The sequence below is a fragment of the Streptomyces sp. NPDC096012 genome, from assembly GCF_040426375.1.
Classification (GTDB): Bacteria; Actinomycetota; Actinomycetes; order Streptomycetales; family Streptomycetaceae; genus Streptomyces.
On the sequence record NZ_JBEOTD010000064.1, the window covers coordinates 1 to 25,494 of the forward strand.

23 protein-coding genes and 1 riboswitch are annotated in these 25,494 nt (G+C 71.0%); of the genes, 5 read left to right on the forward strand and 18 right to left on the reverse strand.

From position 1 onward, the window contains the following. Positions 1-126: 126 nt before the first annotated feature. Both ABVB68_RS34945 and ABVB68_RS34950 read right to left on the reverse strand, forming a co-directional pair. Entirely contained in the window at positions 127-567 is a 441-nt protein-coding gene (locus tag ABVB68_RS34945) for an SRPBCC family protein (RefSeq protein ID WP_353605238.1), read from the reverse strand. Positions 568-690: 123 nt separating this feature from the next. Beyond that, positions 691-1,488 carry a metallophosphoesterase family protein gene (locus tag ABVB68_RS34950; RefSeq protein WP_353605239.1) on the reverse strand — a complete coding sequence of 266 codons (798 nt, stop codon included), beginning with the start codon at positions 1,486-1,488 and terminating at the stop codon, positions 691-693. A gap of 296 nt (positions 1,489-1,784) precedes the next feature. On the opposite strand from ABVB68_RS34950, the gene ABVB68_RS34955 reads away from it, so the two are divergent. Continuing rightward, the gene (locus ABVB68_RS34955) at positions 1,785-3,581 is read left to right on the forward strand and encodes an AMP-dependent synthetase/ligase (protein ID WP_353605240.1); all 1,797 of its coding nucleotides are present in this window, start codon (positions 1,785-1,787) and stop codon (positions 3,579-3,581) included. 13 nt (positions 3,582-3,594) lie between these two features. Here ABVB68_RS34955 and ABVB68_RS34960 read toward each other — a convergent pair whose 3' ends face one another. Both ABVB68_RS34960 and ABVB68_RS34965 read right to left on the reverse strand, forming a co-directional pair. Further along, entirely contained in the window at positions 3,595-5,232 is a 1,638-nt protein-coding gene (locus tag ABVB68_RS34960) for a GMC oxidoreductase (RefSeq protein ID WP_353605241.1), read from the reverse strand. 60 nt (positions 5,233-5,292) lie between these two features. Continuing rightward, the gene (locus tag ABVB68_RS34965) at positions 5,293-6,435 is read right to left on the reverse strand and encodes a glycosyltransferase family 4 protein (protein ID WP_353605242.1); all 1,143 of its coding nucleotides are present in this window, start codon (positions 6,433-6,435) and stop codon (positions 5,293-5,295) included. 143 nt (positions 6,436-6,578) lie between these two features. Between ABVB68_RS34965 and ABVB68_RS34970 the strand changes: the two genes are divergently transcribed. Then, complete coding sequence (locus ABVB68_RS34970; RefSeq protein WP_353605243.1) at positions 6,579-7,814, forward strand: glycosyltransferase 87 family protein; 1,236 nt, start codon at positions 6,579-6,581, stop codon at positions 7,812-7,814. Between the two features lie 139 nt (positions 7,815-7,953). Here the strand turns inward: ABVB68_RS34970 and ABVB68_RS34975 are convergent, their stop codons facing one another. The 5 genes from ABVB68_RS34975 to ABVB68_RS34995 all read right to left on the reverse strand — a co-directional run bounded on the left by ABVB68_RS34975 (position 7,954) and on the right by ABVB68_RS34995 (position 13,332). Beyond that, positions 7,954-9,150, reverse strand: coding sequence for a hypothetical protein (locus ABVB68_RS34975; RefSeq protein ID WP_353605244.1), 1,197 nt, complete (start codon positions 9,148-9,150; stop codon positions 7,954-7,956). Positions 9,151-9,177: 27 nt separating this feature from the next. Further along, positions 9,178-10,188 carry a C40 family peptidase gene (locus ABVB68_RS34980; RefSeq protein WP_353605245.1) on the reverse strand — a complete coding sequence of 337 codons (1,011 nt, stop codon included), beginning with the start codon at positions 10,186-10,188 and terminating at the stop codon, positions 9,178-9,180. Positions 10,189-10,451: 263 nt separating this feature from the next. After that, positions 10,452-11,492: a C40 family peptidase gene (locus tag ABVB68_RS34985; RefSeq protein ID WP_353605246.1), complete on the reverse strand. Its 1,041-nt coding sequence runs from the start codon at positions 11,490-11,492 to the stop codon at positions 10,452-10,454. 211 nt (positions 11,493-11,703) lie between these two features. Then, complete coding sequence (locus ABVB68_RS34990; RefSeq protein WP_353605247.1) at positions 11,704-13,047, reverse strand: NYN domain-containing protein; 1,344 nt, start codon at positions 13,045-13,047, stop codon at positions 11,704-11,706. A gap of 45 nt (positions 13,048-13,092) precedes the next feature. Next, positions 13,093-13,332, reverse strand: a complete 240-nt coding sequence (locus ABVB68_RS34995) for a hypothetical protein (protein ID WP_067125142.1) — start codon at positions 13,330-13,332, stop codon at positions 13,093-13,095. A gap of 151 nt (positions 13,333-13,483) precedes the next feature. Between ABVB68_RS34995 and ABVB68_RS35000 the strand changes: the two genes are divergently transcribed. Further along, positions 13,484-14,275, forward strand: a complete 792-nt coding sequence (locus tag ABVB68_RS35000) for a rhomboid family intramembrane serine protease (protein WP_353605248.1) — start codon at positions 13,484-13,486, stop codon at positions 14,273-14,275. Further along, on the forward strand, positions 14,272-14,553 hold the full coding sequence (locus ABVB68_RS35005) for an Lrp/AsnC family transcriptional regulator (protein WP_353605249.1): 282 nt from the start codon (positions 14,272-14,274) through the stop codon (positions 14,551-14,553). The genes ABVB68_RS35000 and ABVB68_RS35005 overlap by 4 nt, the downstream gene beginning before the upstream one ends. Positions 14,554-14,833: 280 nt before the next feature. On the opposite strand, the gene ABVB68_RS35010 is transcribed toward ABVB68_RS35005, so the two are convergent. The 6 genes from ABVB68_RS35010 to ctaE form a co-directional block, all read right to left on the reverse strand. Beyond that, a complete protein-coding gene (locus ABVB68_RS35010) occupies positions 14,834-16,210 on the reverse strand; it encodes an aminotransferase class V-fold PLP-dependent enzyme (protein WP_353605251.1) in 1,377 nt (458 codons plus the stop codon). Between the two features lie 182 nt (positions 16,211-16,392). After that, a riboswitch (SAM riboswitch) is annotated at positions 16,393-16,509 on the reverse strand. An 80-nt stretch (positions 16,510-16,589) separates the two neighbouring features. Then, positions 16,590-17,654: an anthranilate phosphoribosyltransferase gene (gene trpD, locus ABVB68_RS35015; RefSeq protein ID WP_353605252.1), complete on the reverse strand. Its 1,065-nt coding sequence runs from the start codon at positions 17,652-17,654 to the stop codon at positions 16,590-16,592. A gap of 119 nt (positions 17,655-17,773) precedes the next feature. After that, on the reverse strand, positions 17,774-19,435 hold the full coding sequence (gene qcrB / locus ABVB68_RS35020; RefSeq protein WP_353605253.1) for a cytochrome bc1 complex cytochrome b subunit: 1,662 nt from the start codon (positions 19,433-19,435) through the stop codon (positions 17,774-17,776). Next, positions 19,432-20,490 (reverse strand): cytochrome bc1 complex Rieske iron-sulfur subunit, encoded by a 1,059-nt coding sequence (gene qcrA / locus ABVB68_RS35025; RefSeq protein ID WP_353605254.1) that lies wholly within the window; start codon positions 20,488-20,490, stop codon positions 19,432-19,434. The genes qcrB and qcrA overlap by 4 nt, the downstream gene beginning before the upstream one ends. Next, positions 20,487-21,299 (reverse strand): cytochrome bc1 complex diheme cytochrome c subunit, encoded by an 813-nt coding sequence (gene qcrC, locus ABVB68_RS35030; protein WP_353605255.1) that lies wholly within the window; start codon positions 21,297-21,299, stop codon positions 20,487-20,489. The genes qcrA and qcrC overlap by 4 nt, the downstream gene beginning before the upstream one ends. A 62-nt stretch (positions 21,300-21,361) precedes the next feature. Continuing rightward, on the reverse strand, positions 21,362-21,982 hold the full coding sequence (gene ctaE / locus ABVB68_RS35035) for an aa3-type cytochrome oxidase subunit III (protein WP_353605256.1): 621 nt from the start codon (positions 21,980-21,982) through the stop codon (positions 21,362-21,364). 154 nt (positions 21,983-22,136) lie between these two features. Between ctaE and ABVB68_RS35040 the strand changes: the two genes are divergently transcribed. Continuing rightward, the gene (locus tag ABVB68_RS35040; RefSeq protein ID WP_353605257.1) at positions 22,137-22,538 is read left to right on the forward strand and encodes a response regulator; all 402 of its coding nucleotides are present in this window, start codon (positions 22,137-22,139) and stop codon (positions 22,536-22,538) included. Positions 22,539-22,615: 77 nt separating this feature from the next. On the opposite strand, the gene ABVB68_RS35045 is transcribed toward ABVB68_RS35040, so the two are convergent. From ABVB68_RS35045 to ABVB68_RS35055, 3 genes are all read right to left on the reverse strand, one after another. Continuing rightward, on the reverse strand, positions 22,616-23,875 hold the full coding sequence (locus tag ABVB68_RS35045) for a L,D-transpeptidase (protein ID WP_353605258.1): 1,260 nt from the start codon (positions 23,873-23,875) through the stop codon (positions 22,616-22,618). A gap of 159 nt (positions 23,876-24,034) precedes the next feature. Then, positions 24,035-24,433 (reverse strand): cytochrome c oxidase subunit 4, encoded by a 399-nt coding sequence (locus tag ABVB68_RS35050; protein ID WP_353605259.1) that lies wholly within the window; start codon positions 24,431-24,433, stop codon positions 24,035-24,037. Next, a partial coding sequence (locus tag ABVB68_RS35055; protein ID WP_353605260.1) for a cytochrome c oxidase subunit I occupies positions 24,430-25,494 on the reverse strand: 1,065 nt, incomplete at its 5' end. The genes ABVB68_RS35055 and ABVB68_RS35050, both read right to left, overlap by 4 nt.

Consider the following 25,494-nt stretch of genomic DNA (forward strand, 5'->3'; position numbering starts at 1 on the left):
ACCGCAGCCGCCAGCCGCTGTCACCGCCCAGACCGCAATCTGAAACGAACCGCGACTCACGTGGCGAGACGTGAACTCAAGACCAGATCACTAGGCCCCGCCCGCCGAGGGGGTGCCGGCGAGGACCTACCGGTCCGACTCGACCCTCTTCTTCAGGCCCGCCAGGGCCCGGTCGATGATGACCTTCTCCGCCTTGCGCTTGATCATGCCGAGCATGGGGATCTTGACGTCCACCGTGAGCCGGTAGGTGACCTCGGTGGCCCCGGCGTCGGCCGGCTTCAGCAGGTAGGAGCCGTCCAGGGAGCGCAGCATCTGGGACTTCACCAGGGTCCAGGCGACCTCGTGGTCGCCGGTCCAGGTGTAGGCCAGGGTCTGGTCGTCCTTGATCGCGCCGGCGTCCATGACGAGGCGGACCTGCTCGGCGCGGCCCCGCTCGTCGGTCGCGAGCACCTTCGCCTCCTTCACCTCGCCGGTCCAGTCCGGGTAGCGCGCGAAGTCGGCGATCACCGCCATGACGTCGGCCGGAGCGGCCTCGATCGTGATGCTCGAACTGGTGTGTTCCGCCATCGCCGTGGCTCCTCCGGATACGCGCCGTGTTGAGAGGTCTGTGTGCGCCTGGGCTGCGCACGTGTGTGCAGCGTGAAGGCTACCGCGCCGCCGCACCGGCGCCTTCACCCGCGGGGCCGCCGGTCACCATTCGAGCACCCAGGGCCTGCCGGTCCCGGCGAAGTGGCCCACGTTGACGCACTCCGTCGCGCCGACCCGCATGCGGCGCACCAGCGGCTGGTGGACGTGACCGAACAGCGCGTAGCGCGGCCTGGTGCGGCGGATGGCGTCCAGCAGGGCCCGGCTGCCGCGTTCGAAGCGGCGCGCGACGGTGTCGTAGACGAGTTCGGGCATCTCCGGTGGGATGTGGGTGCACAGCACGTCCACCTCGCCGACCGCCTCGATCTTCGCCGCGTACTCCTCGTCGCTGATCTCGTACGGGGTGCGCATCGGCGTGCGCAGGCCGCCGCCGACGAAGCCGAAGGTCCGGCCGCCGATCTCGACGCGCTGGCCGTCCAGGACGGTGGTGCCGGGCCGGGCGTACTCCTGCCACAGGGGCGGCATGTCGACGTTGCCGTAGGTGGCGTACGTCGGGGTGGGGAACGCGGCGAACAGCTCGGCGTACTGCTTGCGCACCGCCCGCTCGATGGCCGCGGCCCGGTCGGAGCCGATGCCGGCCCACAGCCGGGCGCCGAACTCGCGGGCCTCCGCGAAGCGGCGGGCGGTGCGCAGCTCGACGATGCGGTCGGCGTTCTCCCTGCCGAACAGGTCGGGGAAGATCCCGCGCGAGTGGTCGGCGTAGTCGAGGAAGAGCACGAGGTCGCCCAGGCAGATCAGGGCGTCGGCACCCTCGCCGGCCCGGGCCAGGTCCCGGGCGTTGCCGTGCACGTCGCTCACCACGTGGACGCGGGTCCTTCGGTTGCCGGAGGGTGTGGAGGCCATGGTGATCAAGCGTAGGCCCGTGCGGTCTGCGTGAACAGTGTCGGCCCGGCCTGCGGTTACTCGCCGGTCGGTTCGGGCGTGGACTACTGTGCGCGAAGGAACGCCAAGCTGTGTGACGCAGCGAACATCTCGCCGGACCCCCCTGTCCTAGACGCCATACCGGCGGGTAACGTCCGGGCAGTCCAGTCGTGCTCTGGATTTCAACCACCGAAGTCCCGAGCACTTGCCCGAGCCTTGGACCGCACCGTCGCATCACACAGTGTCGTGGCGTCGGCGCCCTATGAGGAGCAGCAGTCTTGCGCGAGTTCAGCCTTCCGGCTTTGTACGAGGTCCCCTCGGACGGCAATCTGACCGACATCGTCCGCAGAAACGCCGCGCAGCATCCCGATGTCGCCGTCATCGCCCGCAAGGTGGCCGGTGCCTGGCAGGACGTGACCGCCCGGGACTTCCTGGCCGAGGTGCGCACCGCCGCCAAGGGGCTCGTCGCCGCCGGGGTGCAGCCGGGCGACCGGGTCGGCCTGATGTCCCGCACGCGGTACGAGTGGACGCTGCTGGACTTCGCGATCTGGAGCGCCGGCGCGGTCACCGTGCCGGTGTACGAGACCAGCTCGCCGGAGCAGGTGCAGTGGATCCTGTCGGACTCGGGCGCGACCGCGTGCGTCGTGGAACTGGACGGCCACGCCGCCGCCGTGGAGTCGGTGCGCGACTCGCTGCCCGCCCTGAAGAACGTCTGGCAGATCGAGGCCGGCGGGGTGCAGGAGCTGGGCCGGCTCGGGCAGGACGTGTCGGACGAGGCGGTCGAGGAGCGCAGCTCGCTCGCCAAGGCCGACGACCCGGCGACCATCGTCTACACGAGCGGGACGACCGGCCGCCCCAAGGGCTGTGTGCTCACCCACCGCAGCTTCTTCGCCGAGTGCGGCAACATCGTGGAGCGACTGCGCCCGCTGTTCCGCACCGGCGAGTGCTCGGTCCTGCTGTTCCTGCCGCTCGCGCACGTCTTCGGGCGGCTCGTGCAGATCGCGCCGATGATGGCGCCGATCAAGCTGGGCTGCGTCCCCGACATCAAGGACCTCACGGACGAACTCGCCGCCTTCCGGCCGACGCTGGTCCTCGGCGTCCCGCGGGTCTTCGAGAAGGTCTACAACTCGGCGCGGGCCAAGGCGCAGGCGGACGGCAAGGGCGCGGTCTTCGACAAGGCGGCGGACACCGCGATCGCCTACAGCAAGGCGCTGGACAGCGCCTCGGGCCCGTCGCTCGGCCTGAAGTTCAAGCACAAGGTCTTCGACCGGCTGGTCTACGGCAAGCTGCGCGCGGTGCTCGGCGGCCGGGGCGAGTACGCCATCTCCGGCGGCGCCCCGCTGGGCGAGCGGCTCGGCCACTTCTTCCGGGGCATCGGTTTCACCGTGCTGGAGGGCTACGGCCTGACGGAGTCCTGCGCGGCGACCGCGTTCAACCCGTGGGACCGGCAGAAGATCGGCACGGTCGGCCAGCCGCTGCCGGGCTCGGTGGTGCGGATCGCGGACGACGGCGAGGTGCTGCTGCACGGCGAGCACCTGTTCAAGGAGTACTGGAACAACCCGGGCGCGACCGCGGAGGCGCTGGCGGACGGCTGGTTCCACACCGGTGACATCGGCACCCTCGACGAGGACGGCTACCTGAGGATCACCGGCCGCAAGAAGGAGATCATCGTCACGGCGGGCGGCAAGAACGTGGCGCCCGCCGTGATAGAGGACCGGATCAGGGCGCACGCGCTGGTCGCGGAGTGCATGGTGGTGGGCGACGGGCGGCCGTTCGTGGGCGCGCTGGTCACCGTCGACGAGGAGTTCCTCGGCCGGTGGGCCGCGGAGCACGGCAAGCCGGCGGGCTCCACCGCGGCGTCGCTGCGCCAGGACCCGGATCTCGTGGCCGCGATCCAGTCGGCGGTCGACGACGGCAACGCCGCGGTGTCGAAGGCGGAATCGGTGCGGAAGTTCCGCATTCTGTCCTCCCAGTTCTCGGAGGAGTCGGGCCACCTCACCCCGTCGCTGAAGCTCAAGCGGAACGTGGTGGCGAAGGACTACGCGAACGAGATCGAGGCGATCTACGCCAAGTGACCGGCGTGTTCGCTCATGGCGCGGTGTCCTCGGCGAGGACCCGCGCCATCGTGCGTTCGGCGAGCGCGGTGATGGTGACGAACGGATTGACGCCGAGCGAGCCGGGCACGAGCGCGCCGTCGGTGACGTACAGCCGTGGATACCCCTTGACCCGGCCGTAGTCGTCCGTCGCCCTGCCCAGGACGCAGCCGCCCAGCGGGTGGTAGGTGAAGTCGTCCGCGAAGACCTTGCCGCCGGAGCCGAAGAGGTCGTGGCGGTAGACCGTCAGGTTGGCCAGGTTGATCCGGTCGAACAGCCTCTTGGCCATGGCCACCGACACCGCGCTCTGGGCGGCCGTCCAGCCGAGCCGCACCGCGCCCGTCGAGGAGTCGTACGTGAACGACGCCCGCTCGGGGTTCTTGGTGATCGCCAGGTAGAGGCTGATCCAGTGCTCGAAGCCCATGGGCAGCGGGGCGATCTCGGCGAAGACCGGGTTGGCGGTGTTGGCCCAGTCGTCGATGCCCATGACGGGCATGGTGGCCTGGTCGGCGCCGACGGTGTCCCAGACGTGGTTGGCGCGCCCGAGCATGGTGTTGCCGTTGGTGCCCCACCCCGCGCCCACGCTGGGGTCCAGGTCCGGCAGGGTGCCGGTGTCCCGGGCGCGGACGAGGAGTTCGCTGGTGCCGAGGCTGCCCCCGCCCAGGAACAGATACGTGCAGCTGTAGCTCTTGGTCTCGACGACCTTGCCGGTGTCGTCGATCCGGTCCGCGGTCAGCAGGTAGGTTCCGTCGCCGGACCTGCCGACCGACGTGACCTTCTCCCGGGTGTGGATGGTGACGGCCCCGGTGCCGAGGGCGGCGGCCAGGTAGGTCTTGTCCAGGCTGCGCTTGCCCTCGTTGTTGCCGTAGATGACCTCTCCGGCCAGCGCGGACCTGGTGGCGGTGCCGGCGGCCTCGCGCTGCATGTGGCCGAAGTCGTAGACGTTCGGCACGAAGGTGGTCCTCAGCCCGGCGTTGGCGGCGGCCTTGCGGGAGGTCCGGGCGAAGCGGTACCACTCGGTGGACTCGAACCACGCGGGGTCGATGGTGTTCACCCCGAGCATGGCGCGGGCCCGCGGGAAGTACGTGCCGTACATCTCGTCGGCGTCCACGGACGGGAACTGCTCGGCGAAGTAGGACTTGAGCGGGGTGACGGCCATTCCGCCGTTGACGAGCGAACCGCCGCCGACACCCCGGCCCACGTAGACCGACATGGCGTCGTAGTGCACGCGGTCCAGGACGCCGGGGTAGGGGTCGATGGGCTTGTTGACCACGTCCAGCCACAGGAAGGTGGCGAGCGGGGCCTCGGTGCGGGTGCGGAACCACATGGCCCGCTGGTCGGGGGCGGTGGTGGAACAGAACACCTTGCCGTCGCCGCCCGCGGTGTTCCACAGGCGGCCCATCTCCAGGACGAGGGTGCGGACGCCCGCCTGCCCGAGGCGGAGGGCGGCGACGGCACCGCCGTAGCCCGAACCGACCACGATCGCCGGGGCGGACTCGACCGCCTCGGGCTCGGCCGCGTGCGCGGATTCGAGACCTATGCGGGTCAGACCGGCCGTGGCGGCGGTCTGCAGGGCGATCACGCCCAGGATGTGACGTCTACTCAGCTGACGCTGCATCAGTTTTGCTGTCATGCGCGCAGCATGTGCGGATTCTGCGGTTCCGCCAAGGGGCGCCGCGGGAAGCGGCACCCGCTAGAGCAAGTCTTTGAGCTTCTCCGCCAGCAGGTCCCAGCGCCACTTCTCCTCGACCCACTGCCGGCCCCGCTCGCCCATCCGGCGGCGCAGCCCGGCGTCACCGAGGAGGGCCACGATCCGTTCGGCGGCCTGTGCCGGTTCGCCGCCCCGGACCACCCAGCCGGTCTCCCCGTCCAGGACCGCGTCGGGTGCGCCGCCGGAGTCTCCGGCGACGACCGGCAGGCCGGTGGCGGACGCCTCCAGGTAGACGATGCCGAGGCCCTCGACGTCCAGACCGCCCCGCCGGGTGCGGCAGGGCATCGCGAAGACGTCACCGGCGCCGTAGTGCGCGGGCAGTTCCGACCAGGGCACCGCGCCGGTGAACCGGACGGAGGGCTCGACGCCCGTGTCGCGGGCCAGCCGGCGCAGGTCCCGCTCGTAGGGGCCGCCACCCACGACGAGCAGCACCGCGTCCGGTTCGGCCGCGAGGATGCGGGGCATCGCCCGGATCAGCGTGTCCTGGCCCTTGCGCGGCACCAGCCGGGAGACGCAGACCACCACCGGGCGGTCGGTGAGGCCGAGCCGCGCCCGGACCTCGTCGCCGCCGGAGCCGGGGTGGAAGGTCTTCTCGTCGACTCCGGGCGGCAGCTGCGCCATCCGCCCGGCCGCCGCCGGGCTGAGCGCGGTCGCGATCCGGGAGCGGGTGTACTCGCCGAGGTAGGTGATCGCGTCGGTGGCCTCCCCGATCCGGCCCAGCAGCTGCCGGGCCGCGGGCAGCTGGGCCCAGCCGGCCTCGTGCCCGTGGGTGGTGGCCACCAGCCGCTCGGCGCCGGCCCTGCGCAGCGCGGGCGCCATCAGGCCGAGCGGCGCCGCCGCCCCGAACCACACCGAGGCGCAGCCGTGCTCCCGCAGCAGCCCGGCCGCCCGCCGGGTCGCCTGGGGCGTGGGCAGCAGCATGGTCGTACGGTCGCGCACGACGGTGAAGGGCTGTTCGGCGTCGAAGTCGGCCGTGGCCCGGACACCCTCCCGGCCCCGCTTCCAGGTGGACGCGTAGACGACCAGCCGGTCCGGGTCCAGGCGCAGGGCCATGTTGTGCAGGAAGGCCTGGATGCCGCCCGGCCGGGGCGGAAAGTCGTTGGTGACGATCAGGGTCTTGTGCATCGCCGCCGACCCTACCCAATCGGCCGCGCGCGGCCGGGCGCGGCCGAGTCTGTGGCACCCCCGCGCCCGCGCAGGTCATGATGGGCACGGGTAATCGAACGGCACGGGACAGCCACGCCGTAGATCGAAGGGCAGGGCATCACGTGGAGACGAACGCCGCCCGGTGCTCCCTGGCCCGGCTGCTCACCGTCTGGGCGGGCACCCGAGCGGTGCTGCTGCTGCTCGTCTTCCGGGTCTTCGCCTTCCCGGGCCCGGACGTCACCTCCGACGTGTCCGTGATCTACCGCGGCTGGTACGAGGTGCTGCGGCAAGGAACGTTTCCGCTGGACGACGTCACCTGGCAGTACCCGCCGGCCGCCGCCCTCCCGATCCTCTCCCCCGGCCTGCTGCCCTTCCTGTCGTACCCGCACGCCTTCTTCGTGCTGGCCTTCCTCACCGACCTCGTGGTCCTGGCCCTGCTGCGGTACGCGGGCACGTGGCCGGACCGCTCCCCGCGCGGGGCCTGGGTGTGGGTGGCCGGCATGCCGCTGCTCGGGCCGACGGTGTACGCCCGGTACGACGTGATGGTGACCGCCGTGGCCGTGGCGGCGCTGCTGGCCGGGGCCCGCCACCCGCGGCTGACGGGGGCGCTGGCGGCCTTCGGGGCGCTGCTGAAGGTGTGGCCGGCGCTGCTCCTGGTCGGTGCCGTGCGGCGGCGGACGTGGGCGTCGGCGGCGGTGACCGCGGCGGGCCTCGCCGCGCTGTTCACGGTCTCCATGCCGGGCGCCTTCGCCTTCCTGACGTTCCAGCGGGACCGGGGCACGGAGGTGGAGTCGCTGGGTTCGCTGGTCTTCCATGTGGCCCGGCACTTCGGCTGGGACGGTCAGGTGCTGCTGAACTACGGGTCGATCGAGTTCCTCGGCCCGCACGTGGACCAGGTCAGCAGCGCGGCGCTCGCCCTCACCGGGGCCGCGTTCGGCTGGCTGCTGCTGTGGCGGCTGCGCGCGGCCACGTTCACGCCGCACACCCTGGCCGACGCCGCCTTCACGGCGGTGCTGCTGTTCACGGTCACCAGCCGGGTGATCAGCCCGCAGTACCTGGTGTGGCTGATCGGGCTGGCCGCCGTCTGCCTGACCCACCGGGCGAGCCGCATGGGCGCGCCCGCCCTGATGGTCGTGCTCGCGTCCTTCGTGACGGTCCTGGAGTTCCCGCTCGGCTTCACGCACGTGGTGACCAGCGACTGGTACGGGATCACGCTGCTGGTGCTGCGCAACGGTCTGCTGGCCGCCGCCGCGCTCACGGCGGCCCGCCGGCTGTGGCGCTCGACCGTACCGCCGGCCCCGGCCGCCCCGTTCCCGCCGCAGCCCACCCGGGAGCAGGAGACCCCGGTCTCCTCCTGACGCCCCGCCCCGGCAGCAGCGGCACGACCGCCGCCACGGCACGGCCGTCGCGCACGCACGCCGGCGTGAGGCGGACGCCGGCGTGAGGCGGACGCCGGGCAGGCCGAGCGGGAACGGCCGGGTGAGGCGATCGGGACGCTCAGCCGAGCTGCGCGCGGACGTACGCCCGCCAGCTCGCGGTGAACTCCGCCGCTGTCGTGCCGAGCACCTCCTTCAGGGCCTGCTCCACCGCGCCCGCCCGCTGCCCGTGGGCGCCCACGGCCCGGTAGAAGGCGTCGAGTCGTTCCGTGCCCCAGCGGTCGGCGACCATCCGGCAGGCCAGCCAGCCGCCCTCGTAGGCCCGCGCCAGCTCGGAGGGGTCGCTGGTGAAGCCGAAGCGAGCGTCCGGGGGCAGCGTCGCGGGCACCCGGCCGTCCCGGACGGACCGGGCTAGTTCCGGCGCGATCTCCTCCGGGGCGCGGCCGGTGCCGAGGTAGCCGATCCAGTCGGCGTACCCCTCGGAGAGCCACAGCGGGGTGGCGGCGGTGGTGTGGGCGCGGGTGGCCACATGGGTGGTCTCGTGGGTGATCACGACCTGCCTGCCGACGTCACCCAGCCCGGCGTACGCCTCCGGGTTGACGACCACCCGGTCCGCGGGCGCCTTGCCCGCGCCGCCCGCCTCGCCGGTGGTGACGGCCGCGATGCCCCGGTAGTTCACGGCGGGTGAGCCGAGCAGAGCCGCCATCCCGGCCAGCGTCCGCGGCACGAGGACGACGACCCGCCGGCTCCAGCGGGGCCCCCAGGCCCCGGAGACGGCCGGGACCGCGCGGTCGGCCAGCCGGACGAAGGCCCGCAGCTCGGTGGCCGGCCGGCCGGCGCCGAGCACCAGGCTGTGCGCGCCCTTCGCGGTGGTCACCGTCGCCTGGTCCCACAGCTGCTGGCCGGCGTCCCGCGCGGGCCGGTCGGCGCTGACGTACCACTTCCCGTCGGCGGTACGGCCGAGGGTCAGGGTGCGGCGGGTGTCCACGGGCGCCGTGTCGTAGCCGGTGACGCGGTAGCGCAGCTCGGCGTCGGCGACGGCACCGGCGGAGGTGCGCCGCACGCCGGTGACCCGGTAGGTCCAGGAGCTGAGCGGGAGGGCGCGCAGCCGGGTGTACTCGGTGCGGGCGCCCGTCGCGCCGTACGCGGTGCCGTCGTGGCCGAGGAGGGCCGCCGCCCGCCGGTCGAGCACCCGCTGCACCTCGGCGCGGGTGGAGTCGGTCGCCGCCGGCCCGCCGCAGCCCGTCAGCGGCAGCAGCAGGCAGAACCCGGCGACTGCCGCGCCTGCTGCGCCCCACACGTCTCTGCGACCGGCCACCTGCCGATCGTACGGCGCGCGGTGCGGTCAGGGCCGGGTGACCGAGGAGACCGGCATCATGCCGACCGGGTCGTACCGCACCGGGGCACCCGGGTACGGCGCGTGGATCACCTGGCCGTTGCCGGCGTACATCGCCACGTGGCTCGCGTCGGACCGGTAGACGATCAGGTCACCGGGGCGGGCCTGGGAGAGCGGCACCTGCCGGCCGGCGAAGCGCTGCTCCTGGGAGGTGCGCGGCAGATGGACGCCGGCGTGTGCGTACGACCACTGCATCAGGCCCGAGCAGTCGAACCCGGAGGGACCGTTGGCGCCCCACACGTAGGGACGGCCCAGGGCGGCGCGGGCGGCCGCCAGGGCCGCGGCGGCGCGGCCGTCGGGGGCGACGGCGCCGGCCGGGCCGGGCAGCTCGGTACGGCCGCTCCGGGAGGCGCGGTCGTAGGCGGCGCGGTCGGCGGCGGACAGGGAGTTGAGCAGCCGGCGGGCCGCGGCGAGCTTGCGCTCCACGCTCCGCTTGTGCACGGCGACGGCCTTGCGGCTCTTCTCCAGGTCCGCGAGCTTGCCGGCCGCCTGCGAGCGCTCCTGGACCAGCTCCCGCATCAGCGACTGCAGCTCCTTGAGCTGGCCGGCCTGCCGGGCACCGATCCGGTCGAGGGTGGCGGCCCTGTCGAGGTAGTCGTCGGGGTCGTCGGAGAAGAGCAGGGCGACGGCCGGGTCGATGCCGCCGGAGCGGTACTGGGCACCGGCCAGCGAACCGAGCCGCTCCCGCAGGGCGTTGACGCGCAGCTGCTGCCGGGCGATGTGGTCCTGCGCGTCGCGCACCTCGCGGCGCAGCGAGTCCGCGCGCTCCGCGGCCTTGTCGAAGGCCTGGGTCGCCTGCTCGGCCTGCTCGTAGAGCCGGTCCACCTCGGCACGGGTGTCACCGTGCGGCGTCGCGTGCGCCGATACGGTGCCGAGCGCTGCGGCCGCGGCCGACAGCGCGCACAGGGCGGCCGCGCCCCGGTCGAACCCGGACGGTGCAAGGCGACGATGAGACCCCACGGCAGTCCTTCTGCTGGCGGACAGAGACCGCTTCCCCGGCGCCGGGGACGGGGAGGCCCCGGCGCCGGGGAAACGCGGCAGACAGTAGCCGTGCGGAAGGGCCCGGGCCAAAGACATCGGAGTCAACACACGCTGACGCCCCGCCGCTGACGCAGGTCAACGGCGGGGCGAGGAGTCAGTTCCGGTTTCCGGGATTCGCCCGTTCGGGCGCCACCGGGTGCGGGTGCGGAGACGGTTCGCGGGGTCCGTGGGGTCCGTGCGACTCAGACCCGGACGCCGAACATGAACGGCCCGCCTATGGTGCTCATGGACTCGTACCGGACGACGGTGCCGGTGCGCGGGGCGTGCAGGATCTGGCCGTTGCCCGCGTAGAGGCCCACGTGGTGGATGTCGTTGAAGAAGAAGACGAGGTCGCCGACCTGCAGATCGCTCTGCGAGTAGATCCTCGTGCCGATGCCCGCCTGCGCCTGCGAGGTGCGGGGGATGGAGACGCCGGCCTGGGCGTAGGCCCAGGAGGTCAGACCCGAGCAGTCGAAGGAGGACGGCCCGGTGGCGCCGTAGACGTACGGCTTGCCGATCTGGCTCTGGGCGGCGGAGAAGGCAGCGGCGGCCCGGCCCGAGGAGGGCGGCGTGTCACCGAGGTTGACGCGCTCGGTGGACGAGCGGTTGGCGCGCTGCTGCTCGGCGGCGAGGGCCGCCTTCTCCTTGGCGGTCAGGGTGTTGAGCAGTCTCTGCGCCTCGGCGAGCTTGCCCTGGACTTCCTTCTTCTTCTTCTCCAGCTCGGTGCGCGTGGAGGAGAGGTCCTTGAGCTTCCCGGTGGCCTCCGCCCGCTCCTGGGCCAGTTCGCGCTGCTTGTCCTGGATCTTCTTCAGGGCCTCGACCTGCTGGCCGCTCAACTGGTCGAGCGTGGACGCCTTGTCGAGGTAGCTGTCCGGATCCGAGGACAGGAAGAGCTGCACCGAGGGGTCGATGCCGCCGGAGCGGTACTGCGCGGTGGCCAGCGAGCCCAGGCCGTCGCGGAGCTTGTTGAGGTCCTGCTGACCGCGGGCGACGTTGTCCTGGATGGTGGAGATTTCCTTCTGCAGCTTCTGCTGCCTCTCCTTGGCCCCGTTGAACTTCTCGGTGGCCTGCTCGGCCTCCTGGTAGAGCTTGTCGACCTTCGCCTTCACCTCGTCCTTGTTCAGCTTCTCGCTGGGAGCGGCGTTGGCGGCGTTCGCGCTGAGCGCGACGGCGGCGGCTGCTGCGGTGGTCAGCACGGTGACACGCGTGCGACTCGGCTGCTTGGGTCGACGATGGGACGCCACGGAGGAGGAACTCCTTCTTGTGAGTGACCACCCGTTCGGAGGTTCGAGCCCAGACCCTAGTGACCCAGTTGTGATCAGTTCAAATCCTCACGCCAAAAAACACGTCACGCAATGCATTCTTTGCACACAACTCACATGCAGTGATGCGCGATTGACGCTGCGCTGCGTGACGATACGGCCAATTCGGGCAATGCCTGTGCCCGTTGGACGTTCAGGACAGTCGCTTGAGAAGCACCGCAGAGGCCACGGGTCGGGCACCGGCCTTGGCGACCCCGTCGGCCACCTCCCGGTCGGTGGAGGCGACGATGACCGGACGGCCCGGCGGCTCGGCGCGCACGATCTGGCGGATCAGCTCGTCCGCCGTGACTCCCGGCTTGGAGAACAGCACCCGCACCCCACGCGGCGGTGCGAGCAGGACCGGCGCGGCCAGTTCGGCACCGTCGAAGACACACGTCACCTCGGCGCCGGTCTGCGCGGCGAGCGCCGAGAGCTGGCCGAGCAGTCTGAGCCGCTGCTTCTCCAGCGGCATCTGCGGATAGCCGGTCTTGGTGACGTTGTAGCCGTCGACCACCAGATGCACCTGCGGCAGCGCCAGCAGCTGGTCGAGGATCGCCGGGTCGTTCTCGGACAGGGCGCGGGCCGCGATGTCCTTCGGGGTCATCCGTCCCGGTTCCACCGCGTCCACGGTCTCGGCCGGGCGCACGGAGACCGGCGGCAGGGCGAGTTCGCGCCGCAGGCCCTGGGTCGCGTCCAGCAGGGTGTCGAGCAGCAGCCGTACCCGCATGTCCTCCACGCTGCGGCCCTCGCGGGCGGCGCGCCGGGAGGCCTCCAGCGCCGCCTCGGCCTCGCCGAGCCGGGCCTTGAGCCGGCGGGACTCGCTCTCGGCGGCCGACACCTGCAGCTGCGCCTCGGCGCGCACGGCGTCGGCCTCGGCCTGCACCTTGCGCAGCGCGGCCTCGCCCCGCTTGACGTCGCTGTGCGCGGCGCGCAGCTTGCGGTGCAGGGATTCGGCCTCCTTCTTCGCCGACTCCAGCTCGGCGCGCAGCCGTTCGGTCTCGGCCCGGGTGTGGTCGCGGGCCTCCACCAGTTCGGCGCGCAGCCGCTCCAGTTCGGCCCGGCTCTCCTCCTCCACCCGCTCGGCGTGCGCGCGCTGCGCCTCCTCGCCGGCCGCGGTGACCAGCTTCACCCAGCCCGCCGGCCGCAGTACGTAGGCCGCGGCCGCCACGTCGAGCGGGTCCGCGGCCGGGGGCGGGGAGCCTGAGTCGAGGGCGCCGGCGAGTTCCGGCTGCGCCTCTCTGAACTTCTCCCCGATCCGCTGCCGGAACAGCGGATCGGTCTCCAGTGCCGCCGCCATCGCGTTGCCGGCGAACTTCGCCCGGCGATTGGGGGCGAACCGGGCGTACTGCCTCAGCTGGGCGGGCAGTTCCACCACGGTCAGGCCGCCGAAGCCGTCCGAGACGATCTGCACGACCCGCCGGCGCACACCGTCGGGCAGCGGACGGTCAAGCACCTCGGCGGTGCCGTCGCCCGGCCCCCCGCCTGCGGTCTCCACCATCCGTCACACCCCACTACGTCCGCTGTTCCCCGGGGGCCGCTCCGCTCAGGAGCCGGCACCCGGCCTGTCCACGAGTTCCACCTGGTCCACCGCGTTGCACCAACGGCAGCGCACCGACTCGATGGTCTCACCGACCACCTCGCGCTCCTCCACCGTCGGCTCGCCGGCCAGATCGAGATGGACGTACTCGACGACCTTCGAGGAGCGGGTCACGTCGAACCGGGTGAGATTGCCGCACAGGGTGCAGCGCCATCGCGTCGTGGCGGTCGGCAGGGGAACCGTCATCGTCGTCCGCATCCTTATCGCTCTCGGCGCGCGCCACCGGCGGGCGCGTGTGGCTCGTAACCCTACGGCCTGGCGGGTAGTCGCCGCCCATCCGTTCACGGCGGCGAGGCGGTCTGTCAGCTTGCGTCCCGTTACGTCATGCTCTGTAGTCATGATCAGCACCTGGAGCACGGCGGCCGGCAGGACACTCAGAGCGGTCCGGGGGACCTCGGCGCCGATGACGTACGGCCTCATCGCCCTGTGCTGCCTGATCTTCGTGCTGAGCCCCGCCTCCGGCCTCACCCCCGCGTACGGCACCGGGGACGCGATGCTCGCCGCGCAGCGGGCGTACTTCCGCCGCTGGGGGGTGGTCCCGGCCGAGCTGTTCGACGGAGCCGCCCGCGACGCGCTCACCCCGGCCACCGCCCTGTTCGTGCACGGCAGCTGGGTGCATCTGCTGGGCAACATGCTCTTCCTCTTCGTCTTCGGGGCGATGACCGAGGAGCGGATGGGCCGGGTGCAGTTCACCCTCTTCTACGCCGGCTGCGGGTACCTGGCCCTGCTCGGCTACGCGGCCGCCAACGCCGCCTCCGAGCAGTCGCTGGTGGGCGCCTCCGGGGCGATCTCGGCGGTCCTCGGAGCGTTCCTCTACCTGTTCCCCCGCGCGCGCGTGACCAGTCTTCTGCCGTTCCTGTTCTTCCTGCCGCTGCGCTTCCCCGCCTGGGTCGTGCTGCCCTGCTGGGCGGCCCTGCAGTGGCTCGCGGCGGGCCGCGCCTCCGACGGCCCGGGCGTGGCCTACCTCGCGCACCTGGTGGGCTTCGCGCTCGGCTTCGGCTACGCCTGGGCGCGCTACGGCGGCCGGAGGGGTCCGAAGGGCGTCCTCACAAGGGCACTGGCGGGAAGCCGGAGGGCTAGAGTGAAGCCCGCACCGGCCCCGGCTCCCGAGGGAGAGAACCAACCGTGATCACCGCGATCGTCCTCATCAAGACCAGCGTGGACCGGATCCCCGAGATCGCGGAGCAGATCGCCGCGCTGGAGAGCGTCAGCGAGGTCTTCTCGGTCACGGGCACCTACGACCTGATCGCCATGGTCCGGGTACGGCAGCACGAGGACCTGGCCGAGGTCATCCCGGGCCGGATCAGCAAGATCCCGGGCGTGGAGGGTACCGACACGCACGTGGCGTTCCGCACCTACTCCCAGCACGACCTCGAGGCCGCGTTCGCCATCGGCCTGGACAACTAGGTCCTGTCTGACAGGGCCTAGCCCCGTCCACCGCGGCGACGCCGGCGCCCCAGGGGGCGTACGGGCGAGGGCCGCGGACGACGACCGGCGCCACCGCCGCCGCCATGGCCGCACCCGGGCTCCCTCGGGTGCGGGCCGGCCGCCACCCAGGCCGCACCCCAGGTTCCCGCAGGGGTGTGCCGGCCGCCGCCGAGGCCGCACCCGGGTTCCGGCAAGGGCGGCACGGCCGTCGCGGAGGCCCTGTCCGGCCCCCCTCGCGGCGGCCGTCCGCCGGGCGGTCTCAGACCGCGGGGACGCAGCGGCCGTCCTCCGTGCGGTAGCGCCACTTGGCGCCCTCGCGGACCAGTTCCCGTACGGCGTTCACGAACCGCTCCACGTGCTCGTCCGGCGTGCCCGCGCCGAAACTCACGCGGATGGCGTTCAGGGACTTCTCGCCCGGGGCCGCCTCCGGGGCGCCGCACTCGCCCTGGGCCTGCGGGTCGCTGCCCAGCAGGGTGCGCACCAGCGGGTGCGCGCAGAACAGGCCGTCGCGGACGCCGATGCCGTACTCGGCGGAGAGCGCGGCGGCGAAGTGGGAGCTGTTCCAGCCCTCCACGACGAAGGAGATGACGCCGACGCGCGGGGCGTCGTCGCCGAACAGGGAGAGGATCCGCACCTCGGGCACCTCGGCGAGGCCCTCGCGGACGGTGCGGACCAGGTGCTGCTCCCGGGCGACCAGGGACTCCCAGCCGGCCTCGGTGAGCGCCTTGCAGGCCGCCGCGATCGAGTAGGCGCCGATCACGTTCGGGGAGCCGGCCTCGTGGCGGGCGGCGCTCTCGTGCCACTCCACGTCCACTCCCCCGTCGGTGCGCCGGGTGACCTTGCGGCTGGCGCCGCCGCCCGCGAGGTACGGCTCGGCCGCCCGCAGCCAGTCGGCGCGTCCGGCCAGCACGCCGGAGCCGAAGGGGGCGTACAGCTTGTGCCCGGAGAAGGCGACCCAGTCGACGTCCAGGTCGCGGACGTCGACCGGGTGGTGCGGGGCGAGCTGGGCGGCGTCGAGGACGATCCGGGCACCGTGCGCGTGCGCCGCGGCGGCCAGCTCGCGCACCGGCCACAGCTCCCCGGTGACGTTGGAGGCGCCGGTGACGCAGACGAGGGCGGGGCCGTGGCCCCCCTCGGCGGACACCGTGCGGCCGGCGAGGGCCCGCTCCAGGGTCTCCACGGCCTGCCGGGGGCTGCGCGGGGCGTCGAGGTAGCTGACCTGGGCGTCCTGCCAGGGCAGTAGGGAGGCGTGGTGCTCGGTCTCGAAGACGAAGACCTGGCAGCCGGCCGGCAGGGCGCGGGCCAGCAGGTTCAGGGAGTCGGTGGTCGACCGGGTGAAGATCACCTGGTCGTCCTGCCGGCAGCCGAGGAACGCGGCGACGGTCCTGCGGGCGTTCTCGAACAGGTCGGTGGAGAGCTGGGAGAGGTAGCCCGCCCCGCGGTGGACGCTGCCGTAGTACGGCGCGTAGGCGGCGACGTCGTCCCAGACGCGCTGGAGGGCGGGGGCGCTGGCCGCGTAGTCGAGCGCGGCGTAGCCGACCTCGCCGCCCGTCACGAGCGGAACGGTCACGTCCCGGCCCAGCACGGACAGCGGGGCACAGACGGTCTGGTCGGCGGCAGCGGTGATGACGGACATGGGGGAACTCCCGTGCGAGCAGATGGGACCCGCCGCGCGAGCGGACACGGCTCGAGCGCGGACGAGGGGAAAAAGGGTGTGCGGAGGCGGGGCTCTGCGGCCCTATCGCATTCGCCGGCTCACGGAACGGCTCCCTCGATGACCAGGACCCCTGGCCCCGCGCTCGTCACGAGCGCGCGAGGGGTCCGCGCTTGCCGCAGACCTTGCTGTCCGCGACCTGGTCTTCACCCGGGGCACCCCGCCACGGACGGAGGGTTGCCGGACAGTCGGCCGGGGCCTCATGACTGTCACTCATGACCTGGTTCAGTATCCTGCCACACGGTCTTCGGCGCGCAAGGCGCAGTCCGGCATACGGACTGCGCCTCGGCCCGGCCCCGGGTCAGGCGTTGCTGGCCGCCACCCACCGCTCCAGCGACCGCTTGGCCGCGCCCGAGTCGACCGACTCCCGCGCCTCGGCGATGCCGGCGCGCAGCTGGTCGGCGAGCGGCGCGTCCGTGGGCCGCAGGGCGACGAGCGCGGCCGCCGCGTTCAGCAGGACCGCGTCCCGCACCGGCCCCCGCTCGCCGTCCAGCAGGCGGCGGGCGACCGCCGCGTTGTAGGCCGCGTCGGCGCCGCGCAGTGCTTCCACGGGGACGAGGTCGATGCCGACGTCCCGCGGGTCGAAGACCTCCTCGGAGACCTTGCCGTCGCGGACCACCCACACCCGGGAGGTGGCGGTGACGGTCAGCTCGTCCAGGCCGTCGTCCCCCCGGAAGACCAGCGCGGAGTTGCCCCGCTCGGCGAGGACGCCGGCCACGATGGGGGCCATCCTCGGGTCGGCCACCCCGACCGCCTGGGCGCGTACCTTGGCCGGGTTGGTCAGCGGCCCGAGCACGTTGAACGTGGTCCGGATGCCCAGCTGGCCGCGGGCCGCCGCCACATGGCGCAGGGACGGGTGGAACTTCACCGCGAAGCAGATGGTGATGCCGGCTTCCTCGGCGACCTCGGCGACCCGTCTCGGGGTCAGGTTCAGATTGATCCCGAGCTGCTCCAGGACGTCGGAGGACCCGGAGGCGGAGGAGGCCGCGCGGTTGCCGTGCTTGACGACCTTCGTGCCGGTGCCCGCGACGACGATCGAGGCCATGGTGGAGATGTTCACCGTCTTGGCGCCGTCCCCGCCGGTGCCGACGATGTCGACCGCCGGGCCGGGCACCTCGATCACGTTGGCGTGCTCGTACATCGTCCGGACGAGTCCGGAGATCTCCTCGACCGTCTCGCCCTTGGCCCGCAGCGCCACCATGAAGCCGGCGATCTGGGCGTCGGTCGCCTCACCGCGCATGATCCGGTCCATCGCCCACGCGGTCTCGTCGGCCGACAGGTCCCGTCCGGTCAGCAGACCGTTCAGCAGGACGGGCCAGGAACGGCCCGCCGCGGTGTCGCCTCCAGCGGGGGTCACAGCGCTCATCAGCCGCTCCTCGTACACAGTCCTGCAAGGTCGTACACCACCCTATCCAGCCCGGAGGACGGCGAAGGGCCCCGTCCGCAACGGACGGGGCCCCTCTCCGTGGTGTGGCGACGCGGGGATCAGTGGTGGCCGTGGCCGCTCGTGATCTCCTTGTACTCCTCGACGGTCGGCTTGGGGATCTGGTTGTCCTCGCCGTAGTAGGCGGCGGAGAGCTTCGCGCGAAGCTTCTCCGTGCCCTTCACCTTGCGCTCGACACCGTTCTCGTCGACCGCCGGAGCGATCTCGGCCGGCTGGTACTGCTCGTGCGCGGTGAGCGTGTGCAGCTGCTCCTGGCTGAGCGGCTCGTGCACCTCGATGAACTCACCGTGCGGCAGCCGCTTGATGATGCCGGTCTCGCGGCCGTGCAGCACCTTGTCGCGGTCGCGGCGCTGCAGTCCGAGGCAGATCCGCTTGGTGACGACGAACGCGATGACCGGTCCGACGAAGAAGAAGATCCGGACGAACCAGGTGACGGCGTTGATCGACAGCTGGAAGTGCGTGGCCCACAGGTCGTTGCCACCGCCGACCAGGGTGATCATGTAGATCGTCACCCAGGCGACACCGAAGGCGGTGCGGGTCGGGGCGTTGCGCGGGCGGTCCAGGATGTGGTGCTCGCGCTTGTCGCCGGTGACCCAGGACTCGATGAACGGGTAGACCGCGATGGCCGCCAGGACCAGCGGGAAGAGCACCAGCGGGATGAACACGCCCAGGACGAGCGTGTGACCCCAGAAGTTGATCTCCCAGCCCGGCATGAAGCGGATCAGACCCTCGGCGAAGCCCATGTACCAGTCGGGCTGGGCGCCGGTGGACACCTGGTCCGGGCGGTAGGGGCCCATGGCCCAGATCGGGTTGATCTGCGCGATCGCCGCGATGGCCGCGATGACACCGAAGACCAGGAAGAAGAAGCCTCCGGCCTTGGCCATGTAGACCGGCAGCAGCGGCATGCCGACGACGTTCTTCTCGGTCTTTCCGGGACCCGCGTACTGCGTGTGCTTGTGGTAGAAGACCAGGATCAGGTGGGCGACCACCAGACCGAGCATGATGCCCGGCAGCAGCAGGATGTGGATCGAGTAGAACCGCGCCACGAAGTCGTGGCCGGGGAACTCGCCGCCGAAGAGGAAGAACGACAGGTACGTGCCGACGATCGGCACGGACAGGATCGCGCCCTCCATGAAGCGGACACCGGTGCCGGAGAGCAGGTCGTCCGGGAGCGAGTAACCGGTGAAGCCGGTGAACATGCCAAGGACGAACAGCAGGAAGCCGAACAGCCAGTTGATCTCACGCGGCTTGCGGAACGCGCCGGTGAAGAAGACGCGCATCATGTGCACGAACATGCCGGCGAGGAAGATCAGCGCAGCCCAGTGGTGGATCTGCCGGATCAGCAGGCCACCGCGCACGTCGAAGGAGATGTGCAGGGTGGAGCTGAACGCCTCCGACATCAGCTGCCCCTGGAGCGGGACGTAGCTGCCGTGGTACTCCACCTCGTTCATCGACGGGTGGAAGAACAGCGTCAGGTAGACACCCGTCAGGATGATGATGGTGAAGCTGTAGAGGCAGACCTCCCCCAGCATGAACGACCAGTGGTCGGGGAAGATCTTGCGCATGTTGGACTTGGCCAGGGAATAGATCCCGAGCCGTCCGTCGGCCCAGTCGGCGATGCGCTCGCCGGCCGGTGCCTTGCCGCGAGAGCGGCCCGCCGCGTCGGCGGCGGATGAATTCGTCTCGTTCGCTGCAGTACTCATCCGCGCTCCCAGAATGCAGGACCGACGGGCTCCTCGAAGTCGCCGAGCGCCTGGAGGTAACCCTCGTTGTCCACACCGATGCGCAGCTGCGGCAGGGCGTGGCCGGCGGGGCCGAAGATCACTCGGGCGCCGTCGGAGAGGTCGAAGGTGGACTGGTGGCACGGGCACAGCACGTGGTGCGTCTGCTGCTCGTACAGCGAGATCGGGCAGCCCACGTGGGTGCAGATCTTGGAGAACGCGACGATGCCCTCGTGCGCCCAGTCGAGTTCACGCTTGTCCTTGATGTTGCCCGGCTGGAGCCGGACGATCATCAGGGCCGCCTTGGCGATCTCCGTCTGGAACTCCTCGGACTTCTCCTCCAGGCCGTCGGGCTTGGCGAAGGTGAGCGAGCCGACGGCGACGTCCTCAGGACGCAGCGGCTGGTTGGTGTTCATGTTGACCAGGCGCTTGCCCTTGGCCCACAGGGTGTGGCGCAGCGTGCTCTGGGGCAGCGGTCCGAGGTCGCGCAGCAGCATGACACCGGAGAGCGGCACCAGGGTGAGCGCGCCCAGCATGGTGTTGCGGATCAGCTTGCGGCGGCCGATCGCCGATTCCTTCGCGCCCTCGCGGAAGTCCTCGTGGACCTTCGCGCGCACCTCGGGCGGCGCCTCGATCGGGTGGCGCTCGTCGGCGATCTCCACGTCGGACATCAGGGTGCGGGCCCAGTGGACCGCGCCCGCGCCGATGCAGAACAGGGCCGTACCGAGGGTCAGGCCGAGCGCGAAGTTGAGCGCGCTGAGGTGACCGATCGGGAAGACGAAGATCGTCTTGTCGTTCGGGATCGAGACGTACGAGGCGATGAAGCCGAGGGTGGCCAGCATCGACACCGTGAACAGCAGGGCGACCGCGCGCTCGGACCGCTTGGCGGCCCGCTCGTCGATGTCCTGGATCCGGTGCTCGTGCGGCGGCAGGCCCGGGTCGGAGAACGGGTTCTCCTCGTCCGCGACGCTCACCGCGCCGTGCGCGTGGTCCTGCTCAGCGGGCAGGTTCTCTTCTGGAATGTCTTGGCTACTCATGACTTCTTGGCCTTTGCGGTCCGAGCGGCGACCCAGACGGCGACCGCGATCAACGCGCCCAGTCCGAAGATCCAGGCGAACAGGCCCTCGCTGACCGGCCCGAGGCCACCCAGCTCCATACCACCCGGGTTGTCCGTATCGCTGCTGTCGACCGCGTGCAGGTACGCGATGATGTCCTTCTTGTTCTTCTCCGTCAGCGTGGTGTCGGGGAAGGAAGGCATGTTCTGCGGGCCGGTCTGCATGGCCTCGTAGATGTGCTTGGGGTCCACACCCTCGAGGCTCGGGGCGTACTTGCCCTTGGTGAGGGCACCGCCCTTGCCGGTGAAGTTGTGGCACTGCGCGCAGTTGGTGCGGAACAGCTCGCCACCCTTGGCGATGTCCGCCCCGTCCGGGCTGTACTGCTGCTTGGTCGGCACGCTCGGGCCGGCGCCCAGCGACGCGATGTACGCGGCCAGCTGGTCGATCTGGGCCTGCGTGTAGACGGCCTTCTTGCGCGGGATCTGGGCACCCTGGGAGGTGGCGGCGGGCATACGCCCGGTGCCGACCTGGAAGTCCACGGCGGCGGCGCCGACACCGACCAGGCTCGGCCCGTCGGAGGAGCCCTGGCCACCGGTGCCGTGGCAGCTTGCGCAGCCGACCTCGTAGAGCTTCTTGCCCTCCTTGATGGTCAGGGACTGGGCGGTTTCATCGGCCTGCGCCTTGCTCGCGGGCGCGAACGCGGCGTACAGCCCCCCAGTGGCCGCCAGCGCGAGGAGTAGGACGACGACCGCCGCCAGCGGATGGCGTCGTCGTGCGGAGAGCTTTTTCACGGATTACCCCGGTGTCAGGATCTTCTGCGTCGATGCTTCTGGATGTGCGGGAGCGGTCCCGGCTACTTGATCAGGTAGATCGTGGCGAAAAGGCCGATCCAGACGACATCGACGAAGTGCCAGTAGTAGGACACGACGATGGCGGCGGTCGCCTGCTCGTGCGTGAACCTCTTCGCCGCGTAGGTGCGGCCGAGGACCAGCAGGAAGGCGATGAGACCACCCGTCACGTGCAGGCCGTGGAAGCCGGTGGTCAGGTAGAACACCGAGCCGTACGGGTCCGAGGACAGCGAGATGCCGTCCTTCTTCACCAGCTCCGTGTACTCGTAGATCTGACCGCCGATGAAGATCGCACCCATGATGAAGGTGAGGGTGAACCAGCCACGGAGCTTCTTCACGTCGCCGCGCTCGGCCGCGAACACGCCGAGCTGGCAGGTGAGGGAGGAGAGCACCAGGATCGTGGTGTTCGTCGCGGAGAAGGGCACGTTGAGGGCGTGCGCCATCTCCTTCCAGTGGTCCGGTCCGGTCACCGACCGGAGGGTGAAGTACATCGCGAAGAGGGCCGCGAAGAACATCAGCTCGGAACTCAGCCAGATGATGGTTCCGACGCTGGTGAGGTTCGGCCGGTTGACCGACGGGTGCGCGTGCCCGGTATCTACTGTCGTTGCTGTCGCCACGACCGACATTATGTCGGTCGCTTATCCCGCCCTCACTCCGGGGGGTGCCGTTCGGAGTGTTGCTGCCTGCCGAACCGGTGCTGACGTGGTGTTCATGGGAGTAACATCCGCCCAAACGGCCCTGTCCGTCCTGTCCGTACGACGCTGACGTCCCGGAGGAACAATGCAGCCGACCGCCACGGTGCTGGTCTACAGCGACGACTCCAACACCCGCGAGCAAGTACGGCTGGCCACCGGGCGCCGGCCCGCTCCGGACGTGCCCCAGGTCGAGTTCGTGGAGTGCGCGACGCCCGCCGCGGTGCTGAGCGAGCTGGCCAAGGGCGGTATCGACGTCTGCGTGTTCGACGGCGAGTCCGCGCCCATGGGGGGCATGGGGCTGTGCCGGCAGATCAAGGACGAGGTGTTCCAGGCTCCGCCGGTGCTGCTGCTGATGGGCCGGCCGCAGGACGCCTGGCTGGCCACCTGGAGCCGGGCCGAGGCGGCGGTCACCCTGCCGGTGGACCCGGTGGAGTTCGCCGCCGCGCTGGCTTCCCTGCTGCGGCAGAAGAGGCTGCTGAGCGCCTGAGAGCCCGGGGCGCGCGGTTCGTGCGCGCGAGCGGCCCCGTGGCCTCTCGCGCGCCTCCCCGCGCCCCTCGCCGGCGCTCACACGGCCGTCGGGCGCAGCCTTGCCACGTCTCCCGACGCCGAGCCGTCCGCGGTGCCGTTCGTCAACGCGCTGCCCGTGCGCCACTTCTTCCAGTCGAGATTCCAGTCGCCGAAGCCGTTGCCGAAGGGCTCCATCGGGTCGCCGTTGGAGTTCACGACCTTGACGATGTCGCCCTGGTGGACGTTGTCGAAGAACCACTCGGCGTTGGACGTGCTCATACCGGTGCAGCCGTGGCTGACGTTCGCGTACCCCTGGGATCCGACGGACCAGGGGGCGGCGTGCACGTACTCGCCCGACCAGGTGACCCGGGTGGCGTAGTAGACCGGCAGGTCGTAGGAGTCGGAGCTGCCCTCGGCGATGCCGACGGTGCTGCCGCGCATGCGTACGAAGTACTGCTTCTCCAGGACCACCTTGACGCCGTTGCGGGTCTCGAAGCCGGGCTTGCCGGTGGTGACCGGGATCTGCTCGACCTGCCGGCCGTTCTTGTAGTACGTGAGCTGGTGCGTGGCGGCGTCCGTGATGGCCTCGATGCGGTCACCGATGGTGATCGTCAGCGCCTTGGACTTGCCGCCCCACAGCCGGTCGCTGATCTTCACGCCGTCGAGGTTGCTGTGCACCTGGACGGTGGCGTGGGCGGGCCAGTACTCCCTGGGGCGGTAGTGGAGTTCCTTGTCGCTCACCCAGTACCAGGAACCCTGCACGGCGGGCACGGAGTCCACCCTGAGGGCGCGCTCCACGACGGCCCGCTGGGCCTTGTCCTTGATCGGCTGGTCGAGCTGGGCGGTGATCGGCTGTCCGACGCCGTAGGTGCCCTTGTCCGGCCCGAAGGTGACGCCCAGGCGCTTCTTGCTGGTGGGCATGCTGGTGTCGAAGGAGAGGACCTTGCGGCCGGGCGCCCCGTCCTCGTCCTCGGTGCTCACCGCGACCGTGTAGTGGGCGTTCGCGGCCAGCGGGGAGGTGCTGTGCCAGCGGCTGCCGTCGGCGGCCAGTTCGCCCGCCACATAGCGCCCTGTGGAGTCCTGAGCGGTGACGTCGGTGATCCGGCCGCCGCTCTGGGCGGTGACTTCCAGAGGCTTGTCCGGGTCGGCCCGCTTCCCTGCGTCGGTGGGGCCGTTGAAGGAGATCAGGCCCGCCGCGTCGTACGGCTTGGCCGACAGGGGGTTGCCGTCAGAAGCGCAAGCGGTGACGCCCGCACCGAGGGCGGTCACCAGCAGGGTGCAGCTGACGACGGTGCGGGTGCGCGGAGTGTGGTTCATATGATCACGCTATGAGGTGCTTGCCGTACAGGCACGGCGAGTAACCCGTTCGAGCGACCGGGGCTGCGGCAGAAGACGGACCCGCCTGTCCGGCCGGAAAAGGCGGGAGCCCGGGCCCCCTGACAGGGGGTCCGGGCTCCCGGCGCGTGCTCTCGCGTGCTACTGGGTGCGGTTCTCACCGTGGTAGTACTCGAACACCCAGCCGAACAGGCCGAGCATGATGATCGGTGCGGCGAAGTAGATCAGCCACCAGCCGACCGCGACGCTGAGGAAGGCGATCGCTCCGCCTGCGCCCAGCATGAGCGGCTGCCAGCTGTGCGGGCTGAAGAAGCCCAGCTCGCCGGCGTCGTCCGCGACGTCGGCCTCCTTGTCGTCCTGCGCACCCGCGTCGACCCGCCGGGCGGTGAAGCCCAGGTAGAAGCCGATCATGACGCTCAGGCCGAAGGCCAGGAAGAGCGCTGTGGTACCGGCCGGCTCCTTCGACCACACGCCATACACGATGGCCATGATCAGGATGAAGACGCTCAGCCAGATGAACATCCGACCCTGGATCTTCACTTGCCGGCCTCCTTGCTGCCCGCGATGGCGGTGCCGTGACCGGCGTGCTCGAGCTGTTCGAGCGCGGCGATCTCAGGGTGGTGCAGGTCGAACGCCGGGGATTCGCTGCGGATCCGCGGCAGGGTGAGGAAGTTGTGCCGCGGCGGCGGGCAGGAGGTCGCCCACTCCAGCGAACGGCCGTAGCCCCAGGGGTCGTCCACGCCGACCGGCTTGCCGTACTTGGCCGTCTTCCACACGTTGTAGAGGAACGGCAGGATCGACAGGCCGAGCAGGAACGAGCTGATGGTCGAGACCGTGTTCAGGGCGGTGAAGCCGTCGGCCGCCAGGTAGTCGGCGTAACGACGCGGCATGCCCTCGGCGCCGAGCCAGTGCTGGACCAGGAAGGTGCCGTGGAAGCCGATGAACAGCGTCCAGAAGGTGATCTTGCCCAGGCGCTCGTCGAGCATCTTGCCCGTCATCTTCGGCCACCAGAAGTGGAAGCCGGAGAACATCGCGAAGACGACCGTGCCGAAGACCACGTAGTGGAAGTGCGCCACCACGAAGTACGAGTCGGAGACGTGGAAGTCCATCGGGGGCGAGGCCAGGATGACACCGGTCAGACCACCGAACGTGAAGGTGATCAGGAAGCCGGTGGCCCACAGCATCGGGGTCTCGAAGCTCAGCGACCCCTTCCACATCGTGCCGATCCAGTTGAAGAACTTCACACCGGTCGGTACGGCGATCAGGAAGGTCATGAAGGAGAAGAACGGCAGCAGCACACCACCGGTGACGTACATGTGGTGGGCCCACACCGTCACGGACAGACCGGCGATCGCGATGGTGGCCGCGATCAGGCCCATGTAGCCGAACATCGGCTTACGGGAGAAGACCGGGATGACCTCGGAGATGATGCCGAAGAACGGCAGCGCGATGATGTACACCTCTGGATGGCCGAAGAACCAGAAGAGGTGCTGCCAGAGCAAGGCTCCGCCGTTCGCCGCGTCGAAGACGTGCGCCCCGAATTTCCGGTCGGCCTCCAGGGCGAACAGCGCGGCCGCCAGGACCGGGAAGGCGAGCAGGAC

Coding starts and splice junctions, on each gene's coding strand:
- ABVB68_RS34945 (WP_353605238.1), bottom strand. CDS start 567: ATGGCGGAACACACCAGTTCGAGCATCACGATCGAGGCCGCTCCGGCC.
- ABVB68_RS34950 (WP_353605239.1), bottom strand. CDS start 1,488: ATGGCCTCCACACCCTCCGGCAACCGAAGGACCCGCGTCCACGTGGTG.
- ABVB68_RS34960 (WP_353605241.1), bottom strand. CDS start 5,232: ATGACAGCAAAACTGATGCAGCGTCAGCTGAGTAGACGTCACATCCTG.
- ABVB68_RS34965 (WP_353605242.1), bottom strand. CDS start 6,435: ATGCACAAGACCCTGATCGTCACCAACGACTTTCCGCCCCGGCCGGGC.
- ABVB68_RS34990 (WP_353605247.1), bottom strand. CDS start 13,047: ATGGTGGAGACCGCAGGCGGGGGGCCGGGCGACGGCACCGCCGAGGTG.
- ABVB68_RS34995 (WP_067125142.1), bottom strand. CDS start 13,332: ATGACGGTTCCCCTGCCGACCGCCACGACGCGATGGCGCTGCACCCTG.
- ABVB68_RS35000 (WP_353605248.1), top strand. CDS start 13,484: ATGATCAGCACCTGGAGCACGGCGGCCGGCAGGACACTCAGAGCGGTC.
- ABVB68_RS35010 (WP_353605251.1), bottom strand. CDS start 16,210: ATGTCCGTCATCACCGCTGCCGCCGACCAGACCGTCTGTGCCCCGCTG.
- trpD (WP_353605252.1), bottom strand. CDS start 17,654: ATGAGCGCTGTGACCCCCGCTGGAGGCGACACCGCGGCGGGCCGTTCC.
- qcrB (WP_353605253.1), bottom strand. CDS start 19,435: ATGAGTACTGCAGCGAACGAGACGAATTCATCCGCCGCCGACGCGGCG.
- qcrA (WP_353605254.1), bottom strand. CDS start 20,490: ATGAGTAGCCAAGACATTCCAGAAGAGAACCTGCCCGCTGAGCAGGAC.
- ctaE (WP_353605256.1), bottom strand. CDS start 21,982: ATGTCGGTCGTGGCGACAGCAACGACAGTAGATACCGGGCACGCGCAC.
- ABVB68_RS35040 (WP_353605257.1), top strand. CDS start 22,137: ATGCAGCCGACCGCCACGGTGCTGGTCTACAGCGACGACTCCAACACC.
- ABVB68_RS35045 (WP_353605258.1), bottom strand. CDS start 23,875: ATGAACCACACTCCGCGCACCCGCACCGTCGTCAGCTGCACCCTGCTG.